This window comes from Streptomyces sp. NPDC093546, assembly GCF_044765045.1.
Taxonomy (GTDB): Bacteria; Actinomycetota; Actinomycetes; order Streptomycetales; family Streptomycetaceae; genus Streptomyces.
This window is the reverse complement of the sequence record NZ_JBIWJG010000006.1, coordinates 80,242-101,724: the sequence shown is the minus strand read 5'-3', so window position 1 is coordinate 101,724 and position 21,483 is coordinate 80,242. Positions and strand designations below refer to the sequence as shown.

The 21,483-nt window shown below is 74.1% G+C and carries 26 protein-coding genes; 12 read left to right on the top strand and 14 right to left on the bottom strand.

Annotated elements, in window-relative coordinates:
• Positions 1–38 precede the first annotated feature (38 nt).
• On the top strand, positions 39–1,238 hold the full coding sequence (locus ACIRNI_RS15465) for a PAS domain-containing protein (protein WP_403551829.1): 1,200 nt from the start codon (positions 39–41) through the stop codon (positions 1,236–1,238).
• Here the strand turns inward: ACIRNI_RS15465 and ACIRNI_RS15460 are convergent.
• On the bottom strand, positions 1,216–2,010 hold the full coding sequence (locus tag ACIRNI_RS15460; RefSeq protein WP_403551827.1) for an RNA polymerase sigma factor SigF: 795 nt from the start codon (positions 2,008–2,010) through the stop codon (positions 1,216–1,218). The genes ACIRNI_RS15465 and ACIRNI_RS15460 overlap by 23 nt on opposite strands.
• 290 nt (positions 2,011–2,300) lie before the next feature.
• On the opposite strand from ACIRNI_RS15460, the gene ACIRNI_RS15455 reads away from it, so the two are divergent.
• The 7 genes from ACIRNI_RS15455 to ACIRNI_RS15425 all read left to right on the top strand — a co-directional run bounded on the left by ACIRNI_RS15455 (position 2,301) and on the right by ACIRNI_RS15425 (position 9,283).
• Entirely contained in the window at positions 2,301–4,091 is a 1,791-nt protein-coding gene (locus ACIRNI_RS15455; RefSeq protein ID WP_403551825.1) for a thiamine pyrophosphate-requiring protein, read from the top strand.
• 194 nt (positions 4,092–4,285) lie between these two features.
• The gene (locus ACIRNI_RS15450) at positions 4,286–4,648 is read left to right on the top strand and encodes a DUF2795 domain-containing protein (protein ID WP_403551823.1); all 363 of its coding nucleotides are present in this window, start codon (positions 4,286–4,288) and stop codon (positions 4,646–4,648) included.
• An 84-nt stretch (positions 4,649–4,732) separates the two neighbouring features.
• Complete coding sequence (locus ACIRNI_RS15445; protein ID WP_403551821.1) at positions 4,733–5,161, top strand: CBS domain-containing protein; 429 nt, start codon at positions 4,733–4,735, stop codon at positions 5,159–5,161.
• 67 nt (positions 5,162–5,228) lie between these two features.
• Positions 5,229–5,774 carry a type 1 glutamine amidotransferase domain-containing protein gene (locus ACIRNI_RS15440; RefSeq protein WP_403551819.1) on the top strand — a complete coding sequence of 182 codons (546 nt, stop codon included), beginning with the start codon at positions 5,229–5,231 and terminating at the stop codon, positions 5,772–5,774.
• A 115-nt stretch (positions 5,775–5,889) separates the two neighbouring features.
• Positions 5,890–6,462 (top strand): TIGR03086 family metal-binding protein, encoded by a 573-nt coding sequence (locus tag ACIRNI_RS15435; RefSeq protein WP_403551817.1) that lies wholly within the window; start codon positions 5,890–5,892, stop codon positions 6,460–6,462.
• 51 nt (positions 6,463–6,513) lie between these two features.
• Entirely contained in the window at positions 6,514–7,677 is a 1,164-nt protein-coding gene (locus ACIRNI_RS15430) for a Vms1/Ankzf1 family peptidyl-tRNA hydrolase (RefSeq protein WP_403551815.1), read from the top strand.
• Between the two features lie 79 nt (positions 7,678–7,756).
• Complete coding sequence (locus tag ACIRNI_RS15425; protein ID WP_403551813.1) at positions 7,757–9,283, top strand: bifunctional phosphatase PAP2/diacylglycerol kinase family protein; 1,527 nt, start codon at positions 7,757–7,759, stop codon at positions 9,281–9,283.
• 19 nt (positions 9,284–9,302) lie between these two features.
• Here the strand turns inward: ACIRNI_RS15425 and ACIRNI_RS15420 are convergent, their stop codons facing one another.
• The 13 genes from ACIRNI_RS15420 to ACIRNI_RS15360 all read right to left on the bottom strand — a co-directional run bounded on the left by ACIRNI_RS15420 (position 9,303) and on the right by ACIRNI_RS15360 (position 19,152).
• A complete protein-coding gene (locus ACIRNI_RS15420) occupies positions 9,303–10,055 on the bottom strand; it encodes a hypothetical protein (protein WP_403552199.1) in 753 nt (250 codons plus the stop codon).
• A 189-nt stretch (positions 10,056–10,244) separates the two neighbouring features.
• Positions 10,245–10,520: a gas vesicle protein K gene (locus tag ACIRNI_RS15415; protein ID WP_355363134.1), complete on the bottom strand. Its 276-nt coding sequence runs from the start codon at positions 10,518–10,520 to the stop codon at positions 10,245–10,247.
• On the bottom strand, positions 10,517–10,753 hold the full coding sequence (locus ACIRNI_RS15410) for a gas vesicle protein (protein ID WP_403551811.1): 237 nt from the start codon (positions 10,751–10,753) through the stop codon (positions 10,517–10,519). Before ACIRNI_RS15410 ends, ACIRNI_RS15415 begins: the two co-directional genes overlap by 4 nt.
• A complete protein-coding gene (locus tag ACIRNI_RS15405) occupies positions 10,753–11,559 on the bottom strand; it encodes a GvpL/GvpF family gas vesicle protein (protein WP_403551809.1) in 807 nt (268 codons plus the stop codon). Before ACIRNI_RS15405 ends, ACIRNI_RS15410 begins: the two co-directional genes overlap by 1 nt.
• On the bottom strand, positions 11,556–11,873 hold the full coding sequence (locus ACIRNI_RS15400) for a gas vesicle protein (protein WP_355363140.1): 318 nt from the start codon (positions 11,871–11,873) through the stop codon (positions 11,556–11,558). The genes ACIRNI_RS15405 and ACIRNI_RS15400 overlap by 4 nt, the downstream gene beginning before the upstream one ends.
• Positions 11,870–12,106, bottom strand: coding sequence for a gas vesicle protein GvpG (locus ACIRNI_RS15395; RefSeq protein WP_403551806.1), 237 nt, complete (start codon positions 12,104–12,106; stop codon positions 11,870–11,872). The genes ACIRNI_RS15400 and ACIRNI_RS15395 overlap by 4 nt, the downstream gene beginning before the upstream one ends.
• A gap of 17 nt (positions 12,107–12,123) precedes the next feature.
• A complete protein-coding gene (locus ACIRNI_RS15390; protein WP_403551804.1) occupies positions 12,124–12,840 on the bottom strand; it encodes a GvpL/GvpF family gas vesicle protein in 717 nt (238 codons plus the stop codon).
• Positions 12,837–13,238 carry a gas vesicle structural protein GvpA gene (locus ACIRNI_RS15385; protein WP_355363146.1) on the bottom strand — a complete coding sequence of 134 codons (402 nt, stop codon included), beginning with the start codon at positions 13,236–13,238 and terminating at the stop codon, positions 12,837–12,839. The genes ACIRNI_RS15390 and ACIRNI_RS15385 overlap by 4 nt, the downstream gene beginning before the upstream one ends.
• 26 nt (positions 13,239–13,264) lie before the next feature.
• Positions 13,265–13,564, bottom strand: a complete 300-nt coding sequence (locus ACIRNI_RS15380) for a gas vesicle protein (RefSeq protein ID WP_403551801.1) — start codon at positions 13,562–13,564, stop codon at positions 13,265–13,267.
• A 43-nt stretch (positions 13,565–13,607) separates the two neighbouring features.
• Complete coding sequence (ligD, locus tag ACIRNI_RS15375) at positions 13,608–14,525, bottom strand: non-homologous end-joining DNA ligase (RefSeq protein WP_403551799.1); 918 nt, start codon at positions 14,523–14,525, stop codon at positions 13,608–13,610.
• Between the two features lie 104 nt (positions 14,526–14,629).
• Entirely contained in the window at positions 14,630–16,477 is a 1,848-nt protein-coding gene (locus tag ACIRNI_RS15370) for a transketolase (protein ID WP_403551797.1), read from the bottom strand.
• 1 nt (position 16,478) lies between these two features.
• A complete protein-coding gene (locus ACIRNI_RS15365) occupies positions 16,479–17,876 on the bottom strand; it encodes an NAD(P)/FAD-dependent oxidoreductase (RefSeq protein WP_403551795.1) in 1,398 nt (465 codons plus the stop codon).
• A gap of 100 nt (positions 17,877–17,976) precedes the next feature.
• Positions 17,977–19,152: an SDR family oxidoreductase gene (locus ACIRNI_RS15360; RefSeq protein WP_403551794.1), complete on the bottom strand. Its 1,176-nt coding sequence runs from the start codon at positions 19,150–19,152 to the stop codon at positions 17,977–17,979.
• A 54-nt stretch (positions 19,153–19,206) separates the two neighbouring features.
• On the opposite strand from ACIRNI_RS15360, the gene ACIRNI_RS15355 reads away from it, so the two are divergent.
• From ACIRNI_RS15355 to ACIRNI_RS15340, 4 genes are all read left to right on the top strand, one after another.
• A complete protein-coding gene (locus tag ACIRNI_RS15355) occupies positions 19,207–19,704 on the top strand; it encodes a hemerythrin domain-containing protein (protein ID WP_403551793.1) in 498 nt (165 codons plus the stop codon).
• A gap of 54 nt (positions 19,705–19,758) precedes the next feature.
• Positions 19,759–20,562 carry a methyltransferase domain-containing protein gene (locus tag ACIRNI_RS15350; protein WP_403551792.1) on the top strand — a complete coding sequence of 268 codons (804 nt, stop codon included), beginning with the start codon at positions 19,759–19,761 and terminating at the stop codon, positions 20,560–20,562.
• Between the two features lie 57 nt (positions 20,563–20,619).
• A complete protein-coding gene (locus tag ACIRNI_RS15345; RefSeq protein WP_403551791.1) occupies positions 20,620–20,979 on the top strand; it encodes a VOC family protein in 360 nt (119 codons plus the stop codon).
• 139 nt (positions 20,980–21,118) lie between these two features.
• The gene (locus ACIRNI_RS15340; protein WP_403551790.1) at positions 21,119–21,478 is read left to right on the top strand and encodes a gas vesicle protein; all 360 of its coding nucleotides are present in this window, start codon (positions 21,119–21,121) and stop codon (positions 21,476–21,478) included.
• The last annotated feature ends 5 nt before the right edge of the window (positions 21,479–21,483 follow it).

The following is a 21,483-nucleotide window of genomic DNA, read 5'->3' as shown; positions in this document are numbered from 1 at the left end:
CCGGGCCGCCGCGCGGCCTCGGCGGTTACGGTGCTCCTATGACGGAGACCGACGCGTTCGGCGATGACCTCTCGGATTTCGTGCGCCGGGTCGGTGAGCTCCGCACCGCGCGGGCGCTTCCGGCCGACGAGCAGCAGGGCGTGCTGGACGCCGCCCTCTTCGAACTCCAGCATGCGGCAGAGTCGCTCTGGCCGCGCTACGAACGGCTGGTGGCGCGGGCCCCGGACGGCACGCCGGCCGACCGGCACGAGCGGCAGCTGCTGAAGACGCTGTTCCAGCGGCTGCCGCTGCCGGTGGTGCTGGTCGACCGCGACACGGTCGTACGGCGCATGAACTTCGCCGCGACCGGCGTGACGGGGGTGCGGGCCGGTTACGCCACCGGCCGGCCGCTCGCCGGGCTGCTGGTCTCGGCGGACCGGGCCCCCTTCCGTACGCAGGCTGCGGCCGCCGCGCGCGGGGAGGGCGGCCGCAGTCTGAGCGTGCGGCTCCAGCAGCGGCCGCACGAGCCGGTGCGGGCCACGCTGGTGTCGCTGCCGTTGCCGGGCGAGCCGCAGCCGGCGGTGGTCGTGGTACTCCAGCCGGGTGTGTCCGGCACGGCCTCCCCGGTGGGGGCGGGCGCGGGCGCCGCGGGGCGGCGGCTGACGCCGCCGGACCTCGCGGTGACGACGCAGCGCGCCGAGATGCTGGACCTGGTCGACGCGATGGCGAGCGCCCTGCTGGGCAGCCCGCCGGGGGACGCGGACGCGACCGTGGAGGCGGCGGGACGGGTGCTGCACGGGCGGTTCGCCGACTGGGTGGTGATCGACACCGCCGGCTCCGGCGCGGACGGGGGCGTCGGCCGACGGCCGCCGCTGCGCCGCGCCGTCGTGCTCGGCCCGCCGACCCCGGACGATGTCGCGTGCGACGGCGGGCCGCTGCTGAAGGCGGTGGCGGAGCAGGATCCGGCGGACTGCCCCCTGGTGGTGGAGGCGGCCCGCGGCGGGGGCCCGGCGCTCCGGGTGCGACCCGAGGACGTCCTCGCGTTCGGCGAGGACGCCTCGGGCGCCGCGGTCCTGGCGCGGGCGGGGGTGAGCTCGCTGCTGTGCCTGCCGCTGTCCGACGGCCACGCGGGCGGCACGGCGGGCGTGCTGACGCTGTTCCGTACGGGGGCGCGGCGCGCGTTCTCGATGGCCGAGGCGCAGGCGGCGGACGTGATGTCCCGCCACGTGGCGCTGGCTATGCGGCGACGTCCCGCATGATGTCCTCCCGCAGCCGGGTGCAGCAGCGGCTGATCAGCCGGGACACGTGCATCTGGGAGATGCCGAGGTCCTCGGCGATCCTGCTCTGGGTCATGTCGCGGAAGAACCGCATGTAGAGGATCTTCTGCTCGCGCTCGGGCAGTGTGCGCAGCCGCGGCTTGACCGACTCGCGGTCGATGACGACGTCGAGGGCCGGGTCGGGGCCGCCGAGCGCGTCGACGAGGGTGTAGCCGTCCTCGGTGCCGGGCAGCTCGGCGTCCAGGGACAGCGCGGTGAAGCTGTCCAGGGCCTCCAGCCCGGCCATGGCCTCTTCCTCGGTCATGCCGGCCTTCTCGGCGATCTCCGCCACGGTGGGGGCGCGGCCCCCCACCGAGTGCGAGAGCTCCTGATAGGCGGCGCGGACGCGGCCGCGCAGGTCCTGCACGCGGCGTGGTACGTGGAGCGTCCACATGTGGTCGCGGAAGTGGCGCTTGATCTCGCCGGTGATGGTCGGCACGGCGAAGCTCTCGAAGGCGGCGCCGCGCGAGGGGTCGTACCGGTCGACGGCCTTGACCAGGCCGAGGGCGGCGACCTGCTTGAGGTCCTCCAGTGACTCGCCGCGGTTGCGGAAGCGGCCGGCCAGCCGGTCCGCCATGGGCAACCAGGCGCGCACGATGTCCTGCCGGACGGCTTCCCTCTCCTCTCCCTCCGGCAGCGAGGCCAGGCGCTGGAACGCCTCGGCGGTGTCGGGGGCGTCGTCGTGCGGATGCTTCGTGTGGGCGAGGGTAGGCATTTGCTTTTCAGCTCCCTGTACGGTGCTGACGGTTGGTGTCACCCCGAGGAAGAGCTCCCTTTCCGGGCACGCGGACACGCCCGGAGCGGTAGGCCGCTCCCACGGACGTGCCTCCGGTCCGAAGCACGAGATGCGCATGCCCGGGGCCTGCCCGAGCAAACGCGTCGTTGCACTGATTCCACTGTCCTCGCGTTTCCGCGGATCGGCACCCGGTACCCGGGGCTGTGCTGCCTGAACGGCGGCGATGGCTACCCGGCGGTTCGGTCCGCTCCGATTCGGGAGGTACGCAGATGAGCAAGGACGTCGCCGACCAGATTCTGGCGCGGCTGCGCGACTGGGGCGTCGAGTGCGTGTTCGGCTATCCGGGTGACGGGATCAACGGACTGATCGCCGCCTGGGGGCGCGCGGAGGACCAGCCGCGGTTCATCCAGGCGCGGCACGAGGAGATGGCCGCGTTCCAGGCGGTCGGCTACGCGAAGTTCGGGCACCGCCTCGGGGTGTGCGTGGCGACCTCCGGACCGGGCGCGATCCATCTGCTCAACGGGCTGTACGACGCCAAGCTGGACCACGTCCCGGTGGTCGCGATCGTGGGGCAGACGCACCGCAGCGCGATGGGCGGCTCGTACCAGCAGGAGGTCGACCTGCACGCGCTCTTCAAGGACGTCGCGTCGGACTTCCTCGCCGAGGTCAACGTCCCGGAGCAGATCCCCAACGTGCTGGACCGCGCCATCCGCACGGCGTACGGCCGCCGCTGCCCCACCGTGATCATCGTGCCCGGCGACGTACAGGAGCTGCCGTACAAGCCGCCCGCGCACGAGTTCAAGATGGTGCCGTCCAGCCTCGACCGCAGCGCCTGGACCGCGGTGCCCGCCGACGAGGCGGTGGAGCGGGCGGCCGAGGTCCTCAACTCCGGGGAGAAGCCCGCGATCCTCATCGGGCAGGGCGCCGCGGCGGCCCGCGCCGAGGTGCAGCAGGTCGCCGAGCTGCTGGGCGCGGGCGTCGCCAAGGCGCTGCTCGGCAAGGACGCCCTGTCGGACGAACTCCCCTACGTCACCGGGTCGATCGGTCTCCTCGGCACCCGGCCCTCCTGGGAGCTGATGCAGGAGTGCGACACCCTGCTGACGATCGGCTCGTCCTTCCCGTACAGCCAGTTCCTGCCGGAGTACGGGCAGGCCCGGGCGGTGCAGATCGACATCGACCCGCACATGGCGGGGATGCGCTACCCGTACGAGGTGAACCTCATCGGCGACGCGGGCGCCACCCTGCGCCGACTGATGCCGCTGCTGCGGCGCCGCAAGAAGCGGGCCTGGCGGGAGCAGGTGGAGAAGTCCGTACGCCGCTGGGAGGAGGTCATGGAGCGGCGCGCCGCCCTGAGCGCCGACCCGGTGAACCCGGAGTACGTGGCGCGGGCCCTGTCGCCGCTGCTGCCCGACCGTACGCTGCTGACCTCGGACTCCGGCTCGGTCGCCAACTGGTACGCGCGGCACATCAGGATGCGCGGCGACATGCGCGGCTCGCTGTCGGGGACGCTCGCCACGATGGGGTGCGGGGTGCCGTACGCGATCGGCGCGAAGTTCGCGCACCCGGACCGGCCGGTGGTGGCGCTGGTCGGGGACGGCGCGATGCAGATGAACGGGCTGGCGGAGCTGATCACGGCCGCGAAGTACCGCCACCGCTGGGAGGACCCGCGGCTGGTCGTCGGCGTCTGGAACAACCGGGACCTCAACCAGGTCACGTGGGAGCTGCGGGCGATGGGCGACGCGCCGTCGTTCCTGCCCTCGCAGGAGCTGCCGGACGTGCCGTACGCCGCGTTCGCCGAGTCCATCGGCCTGACGGGCATCCGGGTGGAGAAGCCGGACGAGGTGGTGAGCGCCTGGGAGGAGGCGCTGGCGGCGAACGGCCCGGCCGTCGTCCAGTTCGTCACCGACCCGTCCGTACCGCCGATCCCGCCGCACGCGACCTGGCAGCAGATGGAGTCGACCGCGGCGGCGCTGCTGAAGGGGGACGCGGAGCGGGGCGCGGTGGTGAAGCGGGGGCTGAAGGCGAAGGTGCAGGAGTTCCTGCCGGGTGGGAAGTCGTAAACCCGGAACGACGGTCTTCGGGCGCGGACCGTGGTCTGCGCCCGAAGCCCTGTCACCCCATATTCACCCCGCGGCCGCTCGGCCGTCCCGTCGGGTACCCGCGCCGCCGGAGCCAAACCCCGGGTTTGCGGACGGCCCGCCGGGTACCCGCCGGGCGTCCGAAGAGGCACATCGTTCAGAAGGTGGAGGGTGCCATGGAGCGAGGGAGCGGCGGGCTCAGCCGTCGACGCGACGACGAGATGAAACACCAGCTCCAGGGGCTGCTGAGGTCGGGGCACCCCACGAGGACCGAGGAGTGGCACGACCCGGAGCCGGAGGCCGAGGACGATCCGCACGTCCCGTCGAGCAGGGTCACCTCCGACCGGTTCGAGGCGCTGCGTCTGGAACTCGGCCGGTATCTCGCGCGTACGCCCTTCCCGGCCCACCGTGGCGACCTCCTCCGGGTGCTGCGCGAGCGGCACGCCCCCGACCGCCTGGTGGAGCTCGTGACCGAGCTGCCCGATGACCCGACGTACCACAGCGTCCAGGACGTGGCGGTGGCCGTGCAGCGTACGTGACCGAGGGGCATGGGGGTGCGTCCGCACGGGTACTCCGGGCGGCGGCACACGCGAAGGGCTCAGGCAGGGAAGGCGGACAGGCACATGGCACAGCGGGCGCGGCGCGTGAGGGACGTCATGACGCCGGGCGTGGCGGCCGTACGGCCGGACGCCTCGCTCGTCGAGGCGGCGCAGCTCATGCGGGCCCAGGACATCGGTGACGTGCTGGTGGCGGACGGGGACCGCGTCGTCGGCATGGTCACGGACCGCGACATCGCGGTCCGCGCGGTGGCCGACGGCGCCGACCCGCTCACCGTCAGCGCCCAGTCCGTGTGCACCCCCGACCCGGTGTGCGTCACCCCCGACGACGACGCGGCGGAGGCCGTGGAGCTGATGCGGCGGCACGCCGTCCGGCGACTGCCGGTCGTGGAGGACGGGCGGCCGCTCGGCATGGTCGGCATCGGTGCCCTGGCGAGGAAACACGACCCGGGGTCCGCCCTCGCCGACATCAGCCGGGCCGAGCCGAACGCGTGAAACGAGCCGAGGTCGTGAAATTCGTGAAATCCATGGAATTCGTGAAAGAGGAAAGGAGCGGAGAACCGTGCGCGTAGCGTTTCTCGTGGCGCCGGAGGGCGTCGAGCAGGTGGAACTGACCGACCCGTGGCAGGCGGTGGCCGACGCCGGTGACACGCCCGTGCTGGTGTCGACCGAGCCGGGCAAGATCCAGGCGTTCAACCACCTGGACAAGGCGGACACGTTCCCGGTCGACGAGACCGTCGCCGACGCCTCGGCCGACGCCTTCGGCGCGCTCGTCCTGCCCGGCGGCGTCGCCAATCCCGACTTCCTGCGGATGGACGAGCGGGCAGTCGCCTTCGTCCGCGCGTTCTTCGACGCCGGGAAGCCGGTCGCGGCGATCTGCCACGGTCCGTGGACCCTGGTGGAGGCCGATGTCCTCCGCGGCCGGACCCTGACGTCCTGGCCGAGCCTGAAGACCGACATCCGCAACGCGGGCGGCGAGTGGGTGGACGAGCAGGTCAAGGTCTGCGAGGCGACGCCCAGCACCCTCGTCACCAGCCGCAAGCCGGACGACCTCAAGGCGTTCTGCGAGGCGTTCACCGAGGTGTTCGCCAAGGTTTCGCGGGGCTGACGCCCACGTCCCGGCCGGCTCCTCGTCCCGCGCGGCGGACGAGGAGCCCCTTATTCGGAACGATGCGGATCCGGAGGGTCCGGATCCGTTATCCGATTCGTGGAGGTGAGTCCCCATGGCGAACAGCCTGCTCGCACGGCACGCCGAGTCCCTGGAGGTCTTCGGCGCGCGCGTGCACGCGGTCCGCGACGACCAGTGGGACGCCCCGACGCCCTGCACCGAGTGGACGGTGCGCGACCTCGTCAACCACCTCACCGGCGAACAGCTGTGGGTGGTGCCGCTGATCCGTGACGGGCTGACGATCGAGGACGTCGGCGACCGCTTCGACGGCGATGTCCTCGGCGACGACCCCGTCGGGGTGTGGGACCGGGCGGCCGCCGAGGCCGTCGAGGCCTTCCGGGAGGAGGGCGCCCTCGGACGCACCGTCCACCTGTCGTACGGCGAGACGCCGGCCGAGGACTACTGCCGCCAGATGGTGGACGACGCCGTCATCCACGCCTGGGACCTGTCCCGGGCGATCGGCGCGGACGAGCAGCTGCCCAAGGCGCTCGTCGACTTCGCCACCCGGGACATCGCCCCGCAGGCCGCCGGGCTGTCCAAGAGCGGTCTGTTCGCCCCGCCGGTGAAGACGCCGCCGGGCGCCGACCCGCAGACGAAACTGCTGGCCATGGTGGGCCGCAGGGCCTGAGGGCCGGGGGTACCCGATCACGACGCATATTCCGGCCTCTCGGAGGGAGCCATGCAACTCTCGTTTCTGACCGCCCTCTTCGACCGCCCCGGGCCGTGGGCCAGCGTCTACCTCGACACCTCACGGGTGGACGAGTCCACCAAGGAGCGGCGCGCGCTCCAGGCCGAGGAGGTCTGTCACGAGCTCCGCTCCCAGGGGTGCGATCCGGAGACCGAGCGGGCCGTGTACGAGGCGCTGACGGACGACCCGCGCCCGCCGGGCGAGGCCGGGCGCGCGGTGTTCGCCGCGCACGGCGAGGTCGTCCTCGACCCGCCGCTGGGCGTACGGCCCCCGTGGCCGTCCGAGGTCACCTGGTCGGCGCTGCCTCACCTGGGCCCGCTGCTGGACCTCGCGACGCAGGAACCGGTCTGCCTCGTCGCCTACATCGACCGCGCCGGCGCGGACCTGGAGCTGCGCACCCCCCACGGCGGCCGTCCGGCCGGCCATGTGGAGGGCCGCTCCTGGCCGTTGCGCCGCCACGGGGCCGCGGACTGGTCCGAGCGGCACTTCCAGCTCGAGGTCGAGAACACCTGGGAGGAGAACGCCGCCGAGATCACCGAGGCCCTCACCGCCTGCCAGCGCGAGACCGGCGCCGACCTGATCGTGCTCGCCGGTGACCCGCGCGAGCGGCGCTCCGTGCACGAGCGGCTGGCCCCGGACCTCCAGTCGCTCACCGTGGAGAGCGACCACGGCGGACGGGCCGCCGGCGCGAGCATGCGGCTGCTGGACGAGGACGTGGAAGCCGCCCGCCAGGAACACCTGCGGCGCCTGGCCACCCAGGAGCTGGACCGCTTCCGGGCCGCCCGCTCCACCGGCGGCGGCCGCCCGGAGGGCGCGGCCGAGGGCGTGCCCGCACTCATCGAGGCGGCCCGCGAGCACCGGATCGCCGAGCTGCTGATCCGTACGGAGGGCCCGGACGCGCACCGCGAGGTGTGGGTGGGCACCGAGCCCGACCAGATCGCGGTGCGCCGCAACGAGACGCAGTACCTGGGCGAGACCGAGCCCCTGCCGGCCCGCGCCGACGACGCGCTGATCCGCTCGGCGGTGATGACGGGCGCCGAGGTGCTACGGGTGCGGCCGGAGATCGAGGACGAGGTCCCGGTCGGCGGCCTGGGCGCGCTGCTGCGCTGGCCGTACGACGAGAGGGAACGCGTGCGGGAAGCAGAGCCTGCGTAATTTTTGAGGCTCGGTTCGCCAAGCCGCGTCCATACCCCCGCGCCCGCTTCGTACGCCCCGGAAGGGGTACGTGCGTCCCATGTCCGCAGATCAAGCCGCCGCCCACGCCGCAGCCCACGCCGCCGCCGATCCCGTCCGTTCCCGTGTCGCCGCGCTGCTGAGCGCCTGGGACCGGGACGTCTTCCACCGGGTGGCGACCCGTCACTGGCCGGGGGCCGAGCCGCTGCTCCCCCGGCTGAGCCGCAGCGCCAACCACGGGCTGCTGTGGTTCGGCGCGGCAGCCGGGATCGCCGCGCTCGGGCGTGGGGCGGGTGCGCGGCGGGCGGCCGTGCGCGGGGTGGCGTCGCTGGCGGTGGCGTCCGCCACCATCAACACCGTCGGCAAGCGGTCGGTGCGGCGGGCCCGGCCCGTGCTGGACGCCGTGCCGATGGTGCGGCGGCTGAAGAGGCAGCCCTTCACCACGTCGTTCCCCTCGGGCCACTCGGCCTCGGCGGCGGCCTTCGCGACCGGCGTGGCGCTGGAGTCGCGGGGCTGGGGTGCGGCCGTGGCGCCGGTGGCCGCCGCCGTGGCCCTCTCCCGGATCTACACGGGCGCGCACTACCCGAGCGATGTGCTGGTGGGCGCGGCCCTCGGGGTGGGCGCCGCCTTCGCCGTGCGGGGCGTGGTGCCGACCCGGTCGCAGCTCCCGGCGCCGGGACGGCCGCACGCGGACGCGCCCGCGCTGCCGGGCGGCGCGGGCCTGGTGGTCGTGGTCAACGAGGAGTCGGGCTCGGACTCCTCGGCCGCCGCCGCGCTCGTCCGGGACGCGCTGCCGCGCGCGGAGGTGCGCACGTGCGCGCCGGAGGCCGTGGAGGAGGAGCTGGAGCGGGCGGCCGGGTGGTGCCGGGCGCTGGGGGTGGTGGGCGGCGACGGGACGGTCAACCGCGCGGCGGCGGTGGCGGCCCGGCACCGGGTGCCGCTGGCGGTCTTCCCCGGCGGGACGCTCAACCACTTCGCGTACGACCTGGGCGTGGAGTCCGTCCACGACACCTGCCGCGCGCTCGCCGCGGGCGACGCCGTACGGGTCGACCTGGGGCGGTTCACGCCCGGTCCGGGGGGCGCGGACCACGGCTACTTCGTCAACACCTTCAGCCTGGGCGTGTACCCGGAGCTGGTGCGGTTGCGCGAGCGCTGGGCGCCGCGGATCGGCGGCTGGCCGGCCGGGGTGCTCGCGGCGCTGCGGCTGCTGCGCGGCGAGCACCCGCTGGAGGCGGAGCTGGGCGGCGAACGGCACGCGTTGTGGCTGCTGTTCGCCGGCAACTGCCTGTACCGGCGGATGGGCCCCACTCCCGGCCACCGCGCCGAGCTGGCGGACGGCCTGCTGGACGTCCGGGTGGTCCGGGCCGGCCGGCTGCCGGGGCTGCGGCTCCTGGCGGCGGTCTTCGCCGGGCCGCTGAGCCGCTCCCCCGTGCACACGGCGGTCACGCTGCGGCGGCTGCGGATCGCGGGGCTCGCACCCGGCACCGTCCTGGCGTACGACGGCGAGGTGAGCCAGGCGCCGCCGGAGCTGCTGGTCGACAAGGAGGACGAGGCGCTCACCGTCTACCGGCCCCAGGTACGCGCCTGAGCCCACCGGGCGCCGTGTCTCACCGGGCCAGCGCGGCCGCGTGGCCCATCACGATCACGGGCTCCTTCGCGGGGTCGAGCGCGAGCAGCAGCTCCCGCATCCGCTCCAGCGGCAGGGAGACGCAGGCCCGGGTGGGGCCGCCGTGGTCGACATGGATCCACACGCCGCCGCCCTTGGCGAGACCGAGCGGGCGGGTCTTGTTCAGCGGAGTGGTGCCGGGGACGCGGTTGTAGTCGATGGCCACGACGTGGTCGAAGGAGCCTTCGAGCGGCTCCCCGAGGAAGCCGGTGCCGGACATGTTGAACTCCTCGTCCTGGTCGTAGGGCAGCCGGGTGCCGGGGTCGGGCAGGCGGCCCCCGGCGTCGCCGATCCGGAAGACGCCGATGGGCGTGCGCAGGTCGTCGGCGTGGTGGTCGTCGGTCCAGCCGCGCAGCGCGTTGTGCGCCTGCCACGGCTCGCTGACCGAATGCCAGCCGCGGGTCGGCTCGTACGCGTACAGGACGACGGTGGAGCGGGACGAGTCGGGGCCCTCGCCCGTGACGACGAGCGCCTGCCGGGTGGCGGCCGGGATCCGCGCCCGGGTGAGCGGCCCGATGCCGGGGAGCTCGGCCGGACGGGGTGCGGTGGCGGGCGCCGGGTCGGCGGGGGGTCCGGGCGCGGGCTCGGTCGAGGCCTTCGCGGGGCGGGCGGCGGGTCCGGTGGACGGCTCGGCGCATCCGGTGAGCAGGAGGCCGGCGCAGACCGTGGTCAGCAGCGCGGCGCGGAGGGGCATGTCCGATCTTGTGGCCATGAAACACGATGATCGGGCGATCGCCCCGCTCCCGCACGGCGGTGGCGGCAGACGGGCGGCACCCCGACCTGCACCGTGTACGCGTTCGAATCCGAGGAACCCGAAAAGCGGAGGTGCATGGCTCCCCTCCTGCTGGTGCTCGCTGGTAGGGGGGTCACGACCGGGGGCGGGTCACAGCAAGGGGCCGAGCGGTCCCAGATCGATGTTCAGGTCCTCCGGCGCGAGTCCGAACCTCGTCCGGAGGACCTCCATACGGTCCTCCAGCAGCATCAGCGTCAGGCCGATGCGCTCCTCCTGCTCCTCGGTCAGCTCGCCGCCCTCCACGCGCCGCAGCGCCTGCCGCTCCATGAGCTGGCGCAGGAGCTCGACGACGGTGAGGACCAGCCGGGCGAGGTCGCGCTCGACGGTGTCGGGGTCGAGTTCGACGCGGCGGCGCGGCTCGCTCATGCCCGCTCCCCCGCGATCCCCCTCGTGATCTCGCCCGTGATCTCCCCCGGCAGGGCCGTGCCCCAGGGCGAGGGCACCTCGGCGCTCACCGAGCTGACCAGCGCCTTCAGGTCGACGCGTACGAGGTCGACGTCGGCGATGCTCAGCGTGAGGTCGCCGCTGATGACGACACCGCCGGCGAGCAGCCGGTCGAGCAGGTCCACGAGCGCGATGCGCCGCTCTTCGATGGGCATTACGCGTCCTCCGCGATGCCGGCGAAGGAGTACGGCGCCCAGGGCCCGGTCAGCTCCACCCGGACGCCCTCCTCGGACACCCCGCGCACCAGCTGGACGAAGCCCTCGCCGCTCTCCCGATCGACCAGGTAGGCGGCGTTGAGGACGTTGACGCCGCCGGCGCCGGACAGCTTGGCGTCCTGCGGCGGGTGGACCGTGCCGGCCTCCGCGTGCCGGGAGAGCTCCTCGTGCAGGCGGCGCGCCAGGTCCTCGGCGTGCCGCAGCCCGGCCTCGTGGCCCCGCCGCTCCTTGAGCCTGCGGCGGAGGTAGTCGCGGCCGCCGCCGGTGGCGGGCGCCGCCGCGGGCTCGGGTTCCGGCCGGGGCTTCGGCTCCGGCTCGGCGTACACCTTCACGCCCCACTCCACCCGGCCGTCCAGCCGCTCCAGCGCGCGTACGAACCGGTCGTGGCCCTCCTCCAGCAGCCGCCGCACCCCGCTGTCGTCGCGGCACACGGTGGCGAGCCGCAGCGGCAGCGGGCAGGTCACGGTGGTCAGTGCGGCGATCACCGCGTCGTGGGCGCGCGCGGTGGCGGACAGCCAGTCCAGGTCCTCCAGGTGCGCGCGCAGCGGGGCCTCGTCGAAGTCCTCGGCGGGGACGGCGCCCACCACGGCGACGAGGTCGCCGTGGCGGACGAGCCGGGGCGGCTGGTCCCCGACGGCCCGGAGCCCTTCGGGCAGGACGCCGTCGAAGGGGCGGCACACGGCGTAGACGTACCGCAGCCGCGGCGTACGGGGGGTGGCGGGCACGGGGGTGGTGGCGGGGATCATGTGGTGCGCTCCTCCAGCTCGGCGATCCGGCGCTGCAACTCCTCGTTCTCGCGGGCCAGTTCGCGCTGGCGGGCGCGCGAGGAGAGAGCGGGGTCGCTCTCCCACCAGTCGATGCCCATCTCCTTGGCGCGGTCCACGGACGCGACGACGAGACGCAGCTTGATGGTCAGCAGCTCGATGTCGAGCAGGTTGATCTTGATGTCGCCGGCGATGACCACGCCCTTGTCGAGGACGCGTTCGAGGATGTCGGCGAGGTTGGCGCTGCTGCCCTCGGAGGCGTACGGGCTCGGAAGGCCCCGGCTGGGGGTCGTCATGTCGGTCTCGTGCCCTTCTCCAGGCGGTCGAGGAGCTCGTCCTCCCGGCGGTCGAATTCCGCCTCGTCGATCTCGCCCGCCTCCAGCTGTTCGGCCAGCCGGGCGAGTTCGCGCTGTACGGCGGCGGGGTCGTAGTACTGCCGCTCCGCCTCCGCCACCACCTGCCGCAGCACCCAGGCGGTGCCGCGCAGGGGGGCGGCGGGCAGGAGGAGCAGCTCACCCAGCAGGCCCATACCCGGAGCCCCTCCCCTCACTCCACGAAGCTGTAGGGCGGCAGCGGCCCGTTCAGGTGCAGCTGGAGGTGGCCGTGGTGCTTGGCGAGGGCCTCGCAGGCGGCGACGAAGCCGTCGGCGGCGTCCCGGTCCACGAGGAAGGAGATGTTCGTCAGCCAGCCGCTGCTCTCGGGCCCGGGGCGGATGTCCACCGCCTCGCCCTGCAGCGCCTCCTGGACGAGCACCGCGTCGCGCGCCTCGCGCTGCTTCACGGCGGCCGCCACCCGCTCGCCGAGGGCGATCTTCTGCTCGTACGTGCCGCCGCCCGCCGCGCGGTTGGCCTCGCTGAGCGCCCGCAGGTCCGGGTCGTCGGCGAGCACCTGGTGCAGGACGGCGTCCTGGTCGTGGGCGGCCTTGACGTTGTACTCGACCTTGTTGTCGAGGGCGTCGAGCCGTTCGAGGTAGTGGTCCTGGCGTTCGCCGAGGACCGCGAGGACCGTGTCGTCGTCGGGCGAGACGCCGCCGAAGCGCATGGGCAGCACCGGGCCGTCCGCCCCGGCCGCGGCGAGCACGTTCTGGTGGGCGAGCAGGTCGCGCCGCTTGGGCCGCAGCTCGTCGGGCGCGTCGCTCACCAGCGCCGCCAGGTCGCCCGTCGTGAGGACGCGGACGGGCCGGGGCGGATCGCCGATGCCACAGGTCCCCTTGGGGAGGCCTGGGTGTGAGCTGCGTGTGATGCCGTAGACGTAGGTGCTCACTGCTCCTCCTCCTGCTTCTTCCGGGACGACGAACGGCTGGACGAACGGCTGAGGGTGTCGGACAGGGTCTCCGCGGCGCCCTGGAGGGCGCCCTTCGTCTTGCCGCGCGCTCCGGACTCGGTCATGTCGTTGACCAGCTCGGGCAGGCCCGGGTTCTTGCGGGGGCCGGCCTCCAGGTCGAGGCGGTTACAGGCCTCGGCGAACCGCAGATAGGTGTCGACGCTGGCGACGACGACACGGACGTCGATCTTCAGGATCTCGATGCCGACGAGCGAGACGCGGACGAAGGCGTCGATGACGAGCCCGCGGTCCAGGACCAGTTCGAGGACGTCGTACAGGCCACTGGTACCGCCGGAGCCGCCTCCGGCCGGTCCGCCCGTCTGTGTAGCTACAGTCATGGTGTGGCTCCCTCCCTGAGGGGTTGTCAGCGCTGCCGGTCGGCCCGGCCGCGCTCGTAGCGGCGCACGCGCCGGTAGCCGGTGAGCTCGCCGTCCTCGTCGAGTTCGAGCTCGTACGAGGCGAGCAGGCTCATCGTCTCGGGGACGCGTGCCAGTTCGAGGACTTCGACGGTCAACTGCCATCCCTCATCGGTTCTCTGGAAGGACGACACCGACTCGGCGGTCAGCCCGGTGAGTTCGGCGAGCTGTTCGCACGCGCGGCGCAGGGTTTCTGATGTGTTGGCCATGACTTCATGCGGGTTGCCGCCCCCGGGGCTCGCAAACACGGGAACGCCGATCCCGCAACTCGGGGCCGCACCTCGTGCCTGGTCAGCGCAGGGATGCGAGACGCCTGCGGACCGCCGGGCCGAGAGCGCGCGGGCGGGCCGCCTCGGCGTCCCAGGGCCGGGTGCGGGCCTGTTCCAATGCGTCGCGCACGGACCAGCGGCGGGCGTGCGTGGCCGGCTCGTCGAGCTGTTCCCACGTCAGCGGAGCGGCGACCGGGGCGCCCGGCAGGGCGCGCACGGACCAGGGCGCGACGGCGGTCTGGGCGTAGCCGTTGCGCTGCACGTCGAGGTAGAGCCGGCCGCCGCGGGCCTGCTTGCGGGCGGCGGTGGTCAGCGCGTCGGGGTGGCGGGCGGCGAGGACGTCCGCGAGGTCCCGCGCGAAGGCGCGGACGTCGTCGTGGTCGGTGCGCCCGGCGAGGGGCACCACGACGTGCAGGCCCCGGGAGCCGGTGGTCATCGGCACGCCGGGCAGGCCGACGGCGTCGAGCAGCTCGCGCAGCGCGTGCGCGGCGCGGCGTACGGCGTCGAAGTCGTCACCGGCCGGGTCGAGGTCGAACACCATGCGGTCGGGCCACCGGGGCCGGTCTGCCTTCGCCGGCCAGCGGTGCAGGGTGAGGGCGGCCTGGTCGGCGAGGTGGAGGAGCGTGGCGGTGTCGTCGCACACGGTGTGGGTGACGGTGCCGCCCTCCTTGGGCAGCTCGGCGCGGCGCACCCACTCCGGGTAGCCGGCGGGCGTGTCCTTCTGCATGAAGCGGGGCCCGCCGACACCGTCGGGGTGGCGCTCCAGCATCAGGGGCCGGCCGCGCAGGTGCGGCAGCATGAACGGCGCGACCGCGCGGTAGTAGGCGGCGAGGTCGGCCTTGGTGAGCCCGTCGTCGGGGAAGAGGACCTTGTCGGGCCGGTGGACCTCCACGGTCCTGCGCCCGGCCCGCAGCCTGATGGTGCGGGTGTGCGTGCTCATCGAGGGCCCGTACCCGGCACGCCGCCGCGTACACGGACGCCCCGACCGGTCGCCGCAGGATGCCGACCGGTCGGGGCGTCACAGGGGTGGGTCAGGGCGTCAGGTCAGGGCGTCACGCCGCTCTCCACCACCAGCTGCACCGCCGCGGCGATCGAGTCGGCGTCGATGCCCGCCGCGTGCAGCTGCTCCTCGGGGGTCGCCGAGGTCGGCATGGCGCGGACGCCGAGGCGCACCAGGCGCGGCGCCGGGCGGCCGTCGGAGAAGGCCTCGGCGACCGCGTCGCCCAGGCCGCCCTCGGGGTGGTGGTCCTCGACCGTGATGAGGCAGCCCGTGGCGGTCGCGGCGGCGGTCAGCGTCTCGGTGTCGACGGGCTTGACCGAGTAGAGGTCGACGACGCGCACCGGGATGCCGTGCTCGGCGAGCAGGTCGGCCGCCTTGAGGGCCTCGTGGACCGTGATGCCGGCGGCCACGATGGTGGCGCGGTCGTCGTCGCCGCCTCCGCGCAGGACCTTGCTCCCGCCGACCGGGAACTCCTCGTCGGGTCCGTACAGGACCGGTGTGTCGCCGCGCGAGATGCGCAGGTAGCGGATGCCGGGCAGGTCGGCCATCGTGGCGACGAGCCGCGCGGTCTGGTTGGCGTCGCAGGGGTACAGCACGGTGCTGCCGTGGACCGCGCGGAGCATCGCCAGGTCCTCCAGGCCCATCTGGGACGGCCCGTCCTGCCCGATGGCCACGCCCGCGTGCGAGCCGACCAGGTTGATCCCGGCGCGGCTGACGGCGGCCATGCGGATGAAGTCGTACGCCCGGGTGAGGAACGCCGCGAACGTCGACGCGTACGGGACGTACCCGCGCGTCTGGATCCCGACGGCCGCCGCGACGAGCTGCTGTTCGGCGATGTAGCACTCGAAGTACCGCTCGGGGTGGGCCTTGGCGAAGAACTCGGTGCGCGTGGAGTCGCTCACCTCCGCGTCGAGCGCCACCACGTCGCCGCGCGCCGAGCCGAGGGCCTCCAGGGCGTGCCCGTACGCGGTGCGGGTGGCGACCGTGTCGCCGACGTCGTAGCGCGGCAGCTCGACAGCGCCGTTGCGGGCGGGCCGGGGCGCGCTCATGTCCGGCGGGCTCTGTACGGACACGTGGTGCGGGTGCGGGCCGCCCAGCTCCTCGATGGCGGCCTCGGCGTGCTTAAGCGGCTTGCCGTGGAAGCCCTCCCGGTCCTCGACGGCGGTGACGCCGCGCCCCTTGCGGGTGGCGGCGAGGATCGCGGTGGGCTGCCGGACGGTGGAGCGGGCCTCGGCGTAGGCCCGGTCGACGGCCGCGACGTCGTGCCCGTCGACCTCGATGACGTGCCAGCCGAAGGCGTGCAGGCGGCGCTGGTAGGCGCCCAGGTCGTGTTCGTGGCGCGTGGGCCCGCGCTGGCCGAGGCGGTTGACGTCCACGATGAGCGTGAGGTTGTCGAGGTGGTTGTACGCGGCGTGCTCGACCGCCTCCCACACCGAGCCCTCCGCCATCTCGCTGTCACCGGACAGGACGTAGACGCGGTACGGCGCCTGGTCGAGGCGCTTGCCCGCGAGCGCCATGCCGACGCCGACCGGCAGGCCCTGGCCGAGGGAGCCGGTGGCCACGTCGACCCAGGGCAGCCGGGGCGTGGGGTGCCCTTCGAGGCGGCTGCCGAGGGTGCGGTAGGTGGCGAGCTCGTCGTCGTCGACGGCGCCGGCGGCCCGGTACATGGCGTAGAGCAGCGGTGTGGCGTGGCCCTTGGAGAGCACGAACTTGTCGTTGCCGGGGTGGTCGGGCCGGTCGAAGTCGTAGCGCAGGTGGTGCGCGAGGAGGACGGCGCCGAGTTCGGCGGCGGACATCGACGACGTGGGGTGTCCGGAGCCCGCGGCGGCGGAGGCCCGGATGGCGTCGACCCTCAGCTGCTGGGCGAGGGAGGCGAGTTCTTCGTAGTGCATGTCACTCCTTGCGAGCGCCGGAACCGGTCCCGGCGCTGCTCTTGGCGCCGTTCCCGGCGCCGCTCTTGGCCAGTTCGGGCGAGGCGGTGTCCAGCGGTACCTGCCAGGAGCGGACCAGGCCCAGCTGGACGGCCTGCCGGGGCAGCGCCGCGTCCAGCAGCCAGTCCGCGGCGACCCGCACCCTGTTGCCCGGCATGGCGGCCAGGTGGTAGCCGCGGGTGACGGCTCCGGCGACGGGCCCGGACAGCGGGACGCCCATCGGGTTGGCGGCCGCCTTCACACCGCCGAGGTCGACGGCGAAGCCCATGTCGCTGTGCCGGTACGGGGCGGCCTCGCCGACGCCGAGCGACGCGGCGACGTTGCGGGCGGCGGTCTTGCCTTGCCGGGAGGCGTGCTGGGCGGTCATGGGCGTGTACTCGCCGGGCCGGTTCAGGTCGGGTACGGCGGCGGCGTCGCCGCACGCGAAGACGTCGGGGTGGCCGGGCACGCGCAGCTCGGGCGAGACGACGAGCCGGCCGCGTTCGACGGGCAGGCCGAGCTCGGAGACGAGCGGGTCGGGGCGTACGCCGACGCACCAGATGAGGGAGCGGGTCTCGACGAACTCGCCGCTGTCGAGGAGGACGCCGTCGGACGTGGACTCCTTGACGGAGGTGCCCATCCGCACGTCGACGCCCCGGTCGCGCAGCACCTGGTCGGCGGTGTCGGACAGCCGCTTGTCCAGCCCGGGCAGGACGCGGTCGGCGACGTCGAGGAGCATCCAGCGCGGGCGTACGCCCTTGGGCCAGGCGGGGTACTTGCGGGCGAGCGCGTCGGTGAACATCTTGCCGTGGGCGGCGACCTCCGTGCCGGTGTAGCCGGCGCCCACCACGACGAACGTGCAGCGGGAGGTGCACTCGGCGGGGTCGCCGGCGGACGCGGCGAGCTCTATCTGGCGGGTGATGTGGTCGCGCAGGTAGAGCGCCTCGGGCAGGCCGCGGAAGCCGGTGGCGTGCTCGGCGACGCCGGGGACGGGCAGCAGCTTGCTGACGCTGCCGACGGACAGGACGAGCCGGTCGTAGCCGAGTTCGCCGGTGGTGCCCTCGGGGTCGGTGTAGTGGACCTTGCGCCCGTCGAGGTCGATGTGGTCGGCCTCGCCCAGCACCAGCCGGACGTGCCGCAGCGTGCCGGGCAGCGAGACGGTGACCCGGCGGGGCTCCAGGATGCCGGCGGCGACCTGCGGCAGCAGCGGCAGGTAGAGGAAGTAGTCGGTGGGGTTGAGCAGCACGATCTCGGCGCGACCGCGCAGGCTCTTGCTGAGGCCGCGGGCGGTCTGGTAGCCGGCGAATCCGGCGCCGACGATCACGATGCGCGGTCGGCGGCGGGACGGCGTACCGGCGGGCGGATTGACGGACGGGGTCACAGCGCCTCCAGCGTCAGGTCGGGTGCTTCCATCGGTGCTATCGGTGCTATCGGACTAGCGGTGCTTCACGTCGGACGGTCGGGTCGGTCGGTGGGCCGGGTCACGCGCCGGCGGGTCCGGTCGAGTGCCGGCGGGTCGCCGTCCGGCGTCGCACGAACCTTCCCGGTGCCCGTGGGGCCGCGTGCCAAACGCCGCCACCGCCCCCGCCACCGCCGCCGCCCCGGCGGCGCAGCACCGCGCCGGCGCCCGCCGCCACCCCGGCCAGCGCTCCGGCCGCCGCGGTGGCCAGCACGGCCGGGTGGCGCAGCAGCACGGTGTCCGCGTACAGGTCGCGCGCCTCGGCGTCGAACCGGCCGTGGGCGCCGAAGTCCTGGCCCAGCGGCCCGTCGACCGGCGCCCACAGGTTGCTGGGGGCGGGCTCGTCCGCGTGCGGCGCGGCCCCGTCCCCGGCGCCGTCCCACGGCTCCTGCTGGGCGCGGTATCCGGTGCGGGCCAGGTAGCGGTCGAGCAGGGCGGGCGCGAGCGCGTTGGCGGCGAGGGTCAGCGCCGTACGGGCGCCGACGCGGTACTCCCGGCGGCCGGGGTGGTCGGCGGCGTGCACGACGGCGCGGGCGGCGACCTCCGGCTGGTAGACCGGTGGGACGGGGCGGGCGCGGCCCGGCATGCGGGACAGCACCCAGTCGAACTGCGGGGTGTTGACGGCGGGGAGCTGCACCATGGTGGTGCGTACCTTGCTGCCGGCGTGCAGCAGTTCGCAGCGCACGGACTCGTTCCAGCCCTGGATGGCGTGCTGGGCGCCGCAGTACGCGGACTGGAGCGGGATGCCCCGGTAGGCGAGCGCGGAGCCGACCTGGACGACGGTGCCGTGGTCGCGCGGCACCATGCGGCGCAGGGCGGCGCGGGTGCCGTTGGCGTACCCGAAGTAGGTGACCTCGGTGACGCGGCGGAATTCGTCGGGGTGGATCTCGGTGAAGGGCGCGAAGACGCCGACGAAGGCGTTGTTGACCCAGACGTCGATCGGGCCGAGCTCGCGCTCCACGCGGTCGGCGGCCTCCTCGACGGCCCGGGTGTCGGAGACGTCGACGGACACGGTCAACGCGGTGCCGCCGGCCGCCCGTACGTCGGCGGCCGCGCCCGCGAGCCCCTTCTCGCCGCGCGCGAGCAGCGCCACGCGGTCGCCGCGCGCGGCGAAGGCGCGGGCCGTGGCGCGGCCCACCCCGCCGCCGGCCCCGGTGATCACGACCGTGCGGGCGGCCTCCGGAAGGTTCGCGTTCATGGGCGGCGGGTACCCGGGCGTCCCGGGGGATAACGCCGGAGGGAGGAGGCCCGCATGCCCATGCCCGAGGCGCCCGGCGGTAGGGGTGGTCAGGACGTCGTGGAGCTCCTGGAGGAGCAGCACGCACGGCTGCGCCGCCTCTTCGACGAGGTGGTGCGGAGCGAGGGCGCGGCGCGCGAGGAGCGCTTCGGTGAACTGGCCGGGCTGCTCGCGGCGCACGAGGCCGCGGAGGAGGAGATGCTCCACCCGTTCGCGCGCGGCCGCATCGAGGACGGCGAGCGCATCGTCGGGGAGCGGCTGGAGGAGGAGAAGCGCGTCCGGGCGGGGCTGCACGCGCTGGAGGAACTGGGTGTGGAGGCGCCGGAGTTCGCGGAGCGGTGCGCGGCGCTGCGGGACGACCTGCTGGCCCACGCCCGGGCCGAGGAGCGGGAGGAGTTCGCCCGGCTGCGGGAGACCTCGGAGCGCGACCAACTGGAGAACCTGGCGAAGGCGGTGAAGGCGGCTCAGGCGGTGGCGCCCGCGCGACCGGGCGGCCGCCGAACACCCCGGTGATCACATGTCGAGACGGGGGTCTCACGATCCGACACATCAGCGTACCGTGACGGCATGACGGATGCTGTGTACACCCATGGCCACCACGAGTCGGTGCTGCGGTCCCACCGGTGGCGTACGGCCGCCAACTCCGCGGCCTATCTGGTCGACCGGCTGCGGCCGGGCCTCGATGTCCTGGACGTGGGCTGCGGCCCCGGCACCATCACGGCGGACCTGGCCGCACTGGTCGCCCCCGGACGGGTAACGGCGGTGGACGCCGCCGGGGACGTCCTGGACCAGGCGCGCGCGGTGGCCGCCGAACGGGGCCTGGACAACGTCGAGTTCAGCGTCGCCGACGCGCACGCGCTGGACTTCCCCGACGACTCCTTCGACGTGGTCCACGCCCACCAGGTGCTCCAGCACGTGGGCGATCCGGTGGCCGCGCTGCGCGAGATGCGGCGAGTGTGCCGCCCCGGCGGTGTCGTCGCGGCGCGCGACAGCGACTACGGGGCCTTCACCTGGTTCCCCGAGGTGCCGGCCCTCGACGGCTGGTTGCGGCTGTACCGGCGCGTCGCGCGCGGCAACGGCGGCGAGCCGGACGCCGGACGCCGACTGCTGTCGTGGGCCCGGCAGGCCGGCTTCACCGACATCACCGCCACCGCCTCGACCTGGTGTTACGCCACCCCCGACGAGCGCGCCTGGTGGAGCGGGCTGTGGGCGGACCGTACGACCGCCTCGGTGTACGCCCGGCTCGCGGTCCAGGGCGGGTACGCGACCGAGGAGGAGCTGGCCGCGATCGCGGACGGCTGGCGCGCGTGGGGCCGGGAGGAGGACGGCTGGTTCCTGGTGCCGCACGGGGAGGTGCTGTGCCGCGCGTGACGTGACGTCGCGGCGAGCGGACCACACCCCCCGGTGCCGTCAACTACCCTCGCCCGCATGGAGATCCTCGGCGCCACGCTGCGCATCTGCCTCGACGACCCGAAGACCCTCGACGAGTCGGTCCTCTTCTACGAACGGCTCACCGGCAGCCGCGCGCTCCGCTTCGAGCGCGGCGGCGTGTCGGTGGCGGCCGTGGGGTGCTTCCTGCTGATGACCGGCCCGGAGCCGGAGCTGGAGGTGCTGCGCAAGGTGGCGGCGACGATCGCGGTGGACGATGTCGACGTGGCGCGGGACAGGCTCGCCGAGGTGGGTGCGCGGGTCGTGGCGGGTCCGGTGCCGACCCCGGTGGGGCGCAACCTGATCGCCGCTCATCCGGACGGCTCGGTCTTCGAGTACGTCGACCGTCGGCGCCCGTAAGCACGCTCCGTGTGCGCGGCACCGGCCGCCTCGCCCGGCCGTTCCGACGGATCCCCGCCGGGACGGCCGGACCCACCCACATGTCCTATATGATTCATTTGATGCTTTTGTGCAGCTTTAGCAGTGGGTGAGGAGCGCGATGCCTTCCGAGCGACCGACCCGCGAACCCGACCCCGACGACCCGCGCGACGAGCCCCGTGCCAGCGGGCGCCGCGACGGAAGCGAAGGGCCTCGTAGGCGACTGTCCGCTCCCAAGGCGATGCGTTCCGCTACCGACCAGCTGACGGAGCTGCTGGGAAGGGCCCCGGAGTCCATCTCGGCCCTCCGGCCCACCGAGGACGGGTGGGAGGCCGAGGTGGAGGTCCTGGAGCTCGAAAGGATCCCCGAGACCACCAGCGTGCTGGCCAGCTACCGGGTCACGCTCGACGCGGACGGCGAGCTGATGGCGTACGAACGGGTCCGTCGCTATACGCGGGCGCAGATCGACCCACGAATGTGAGGAGG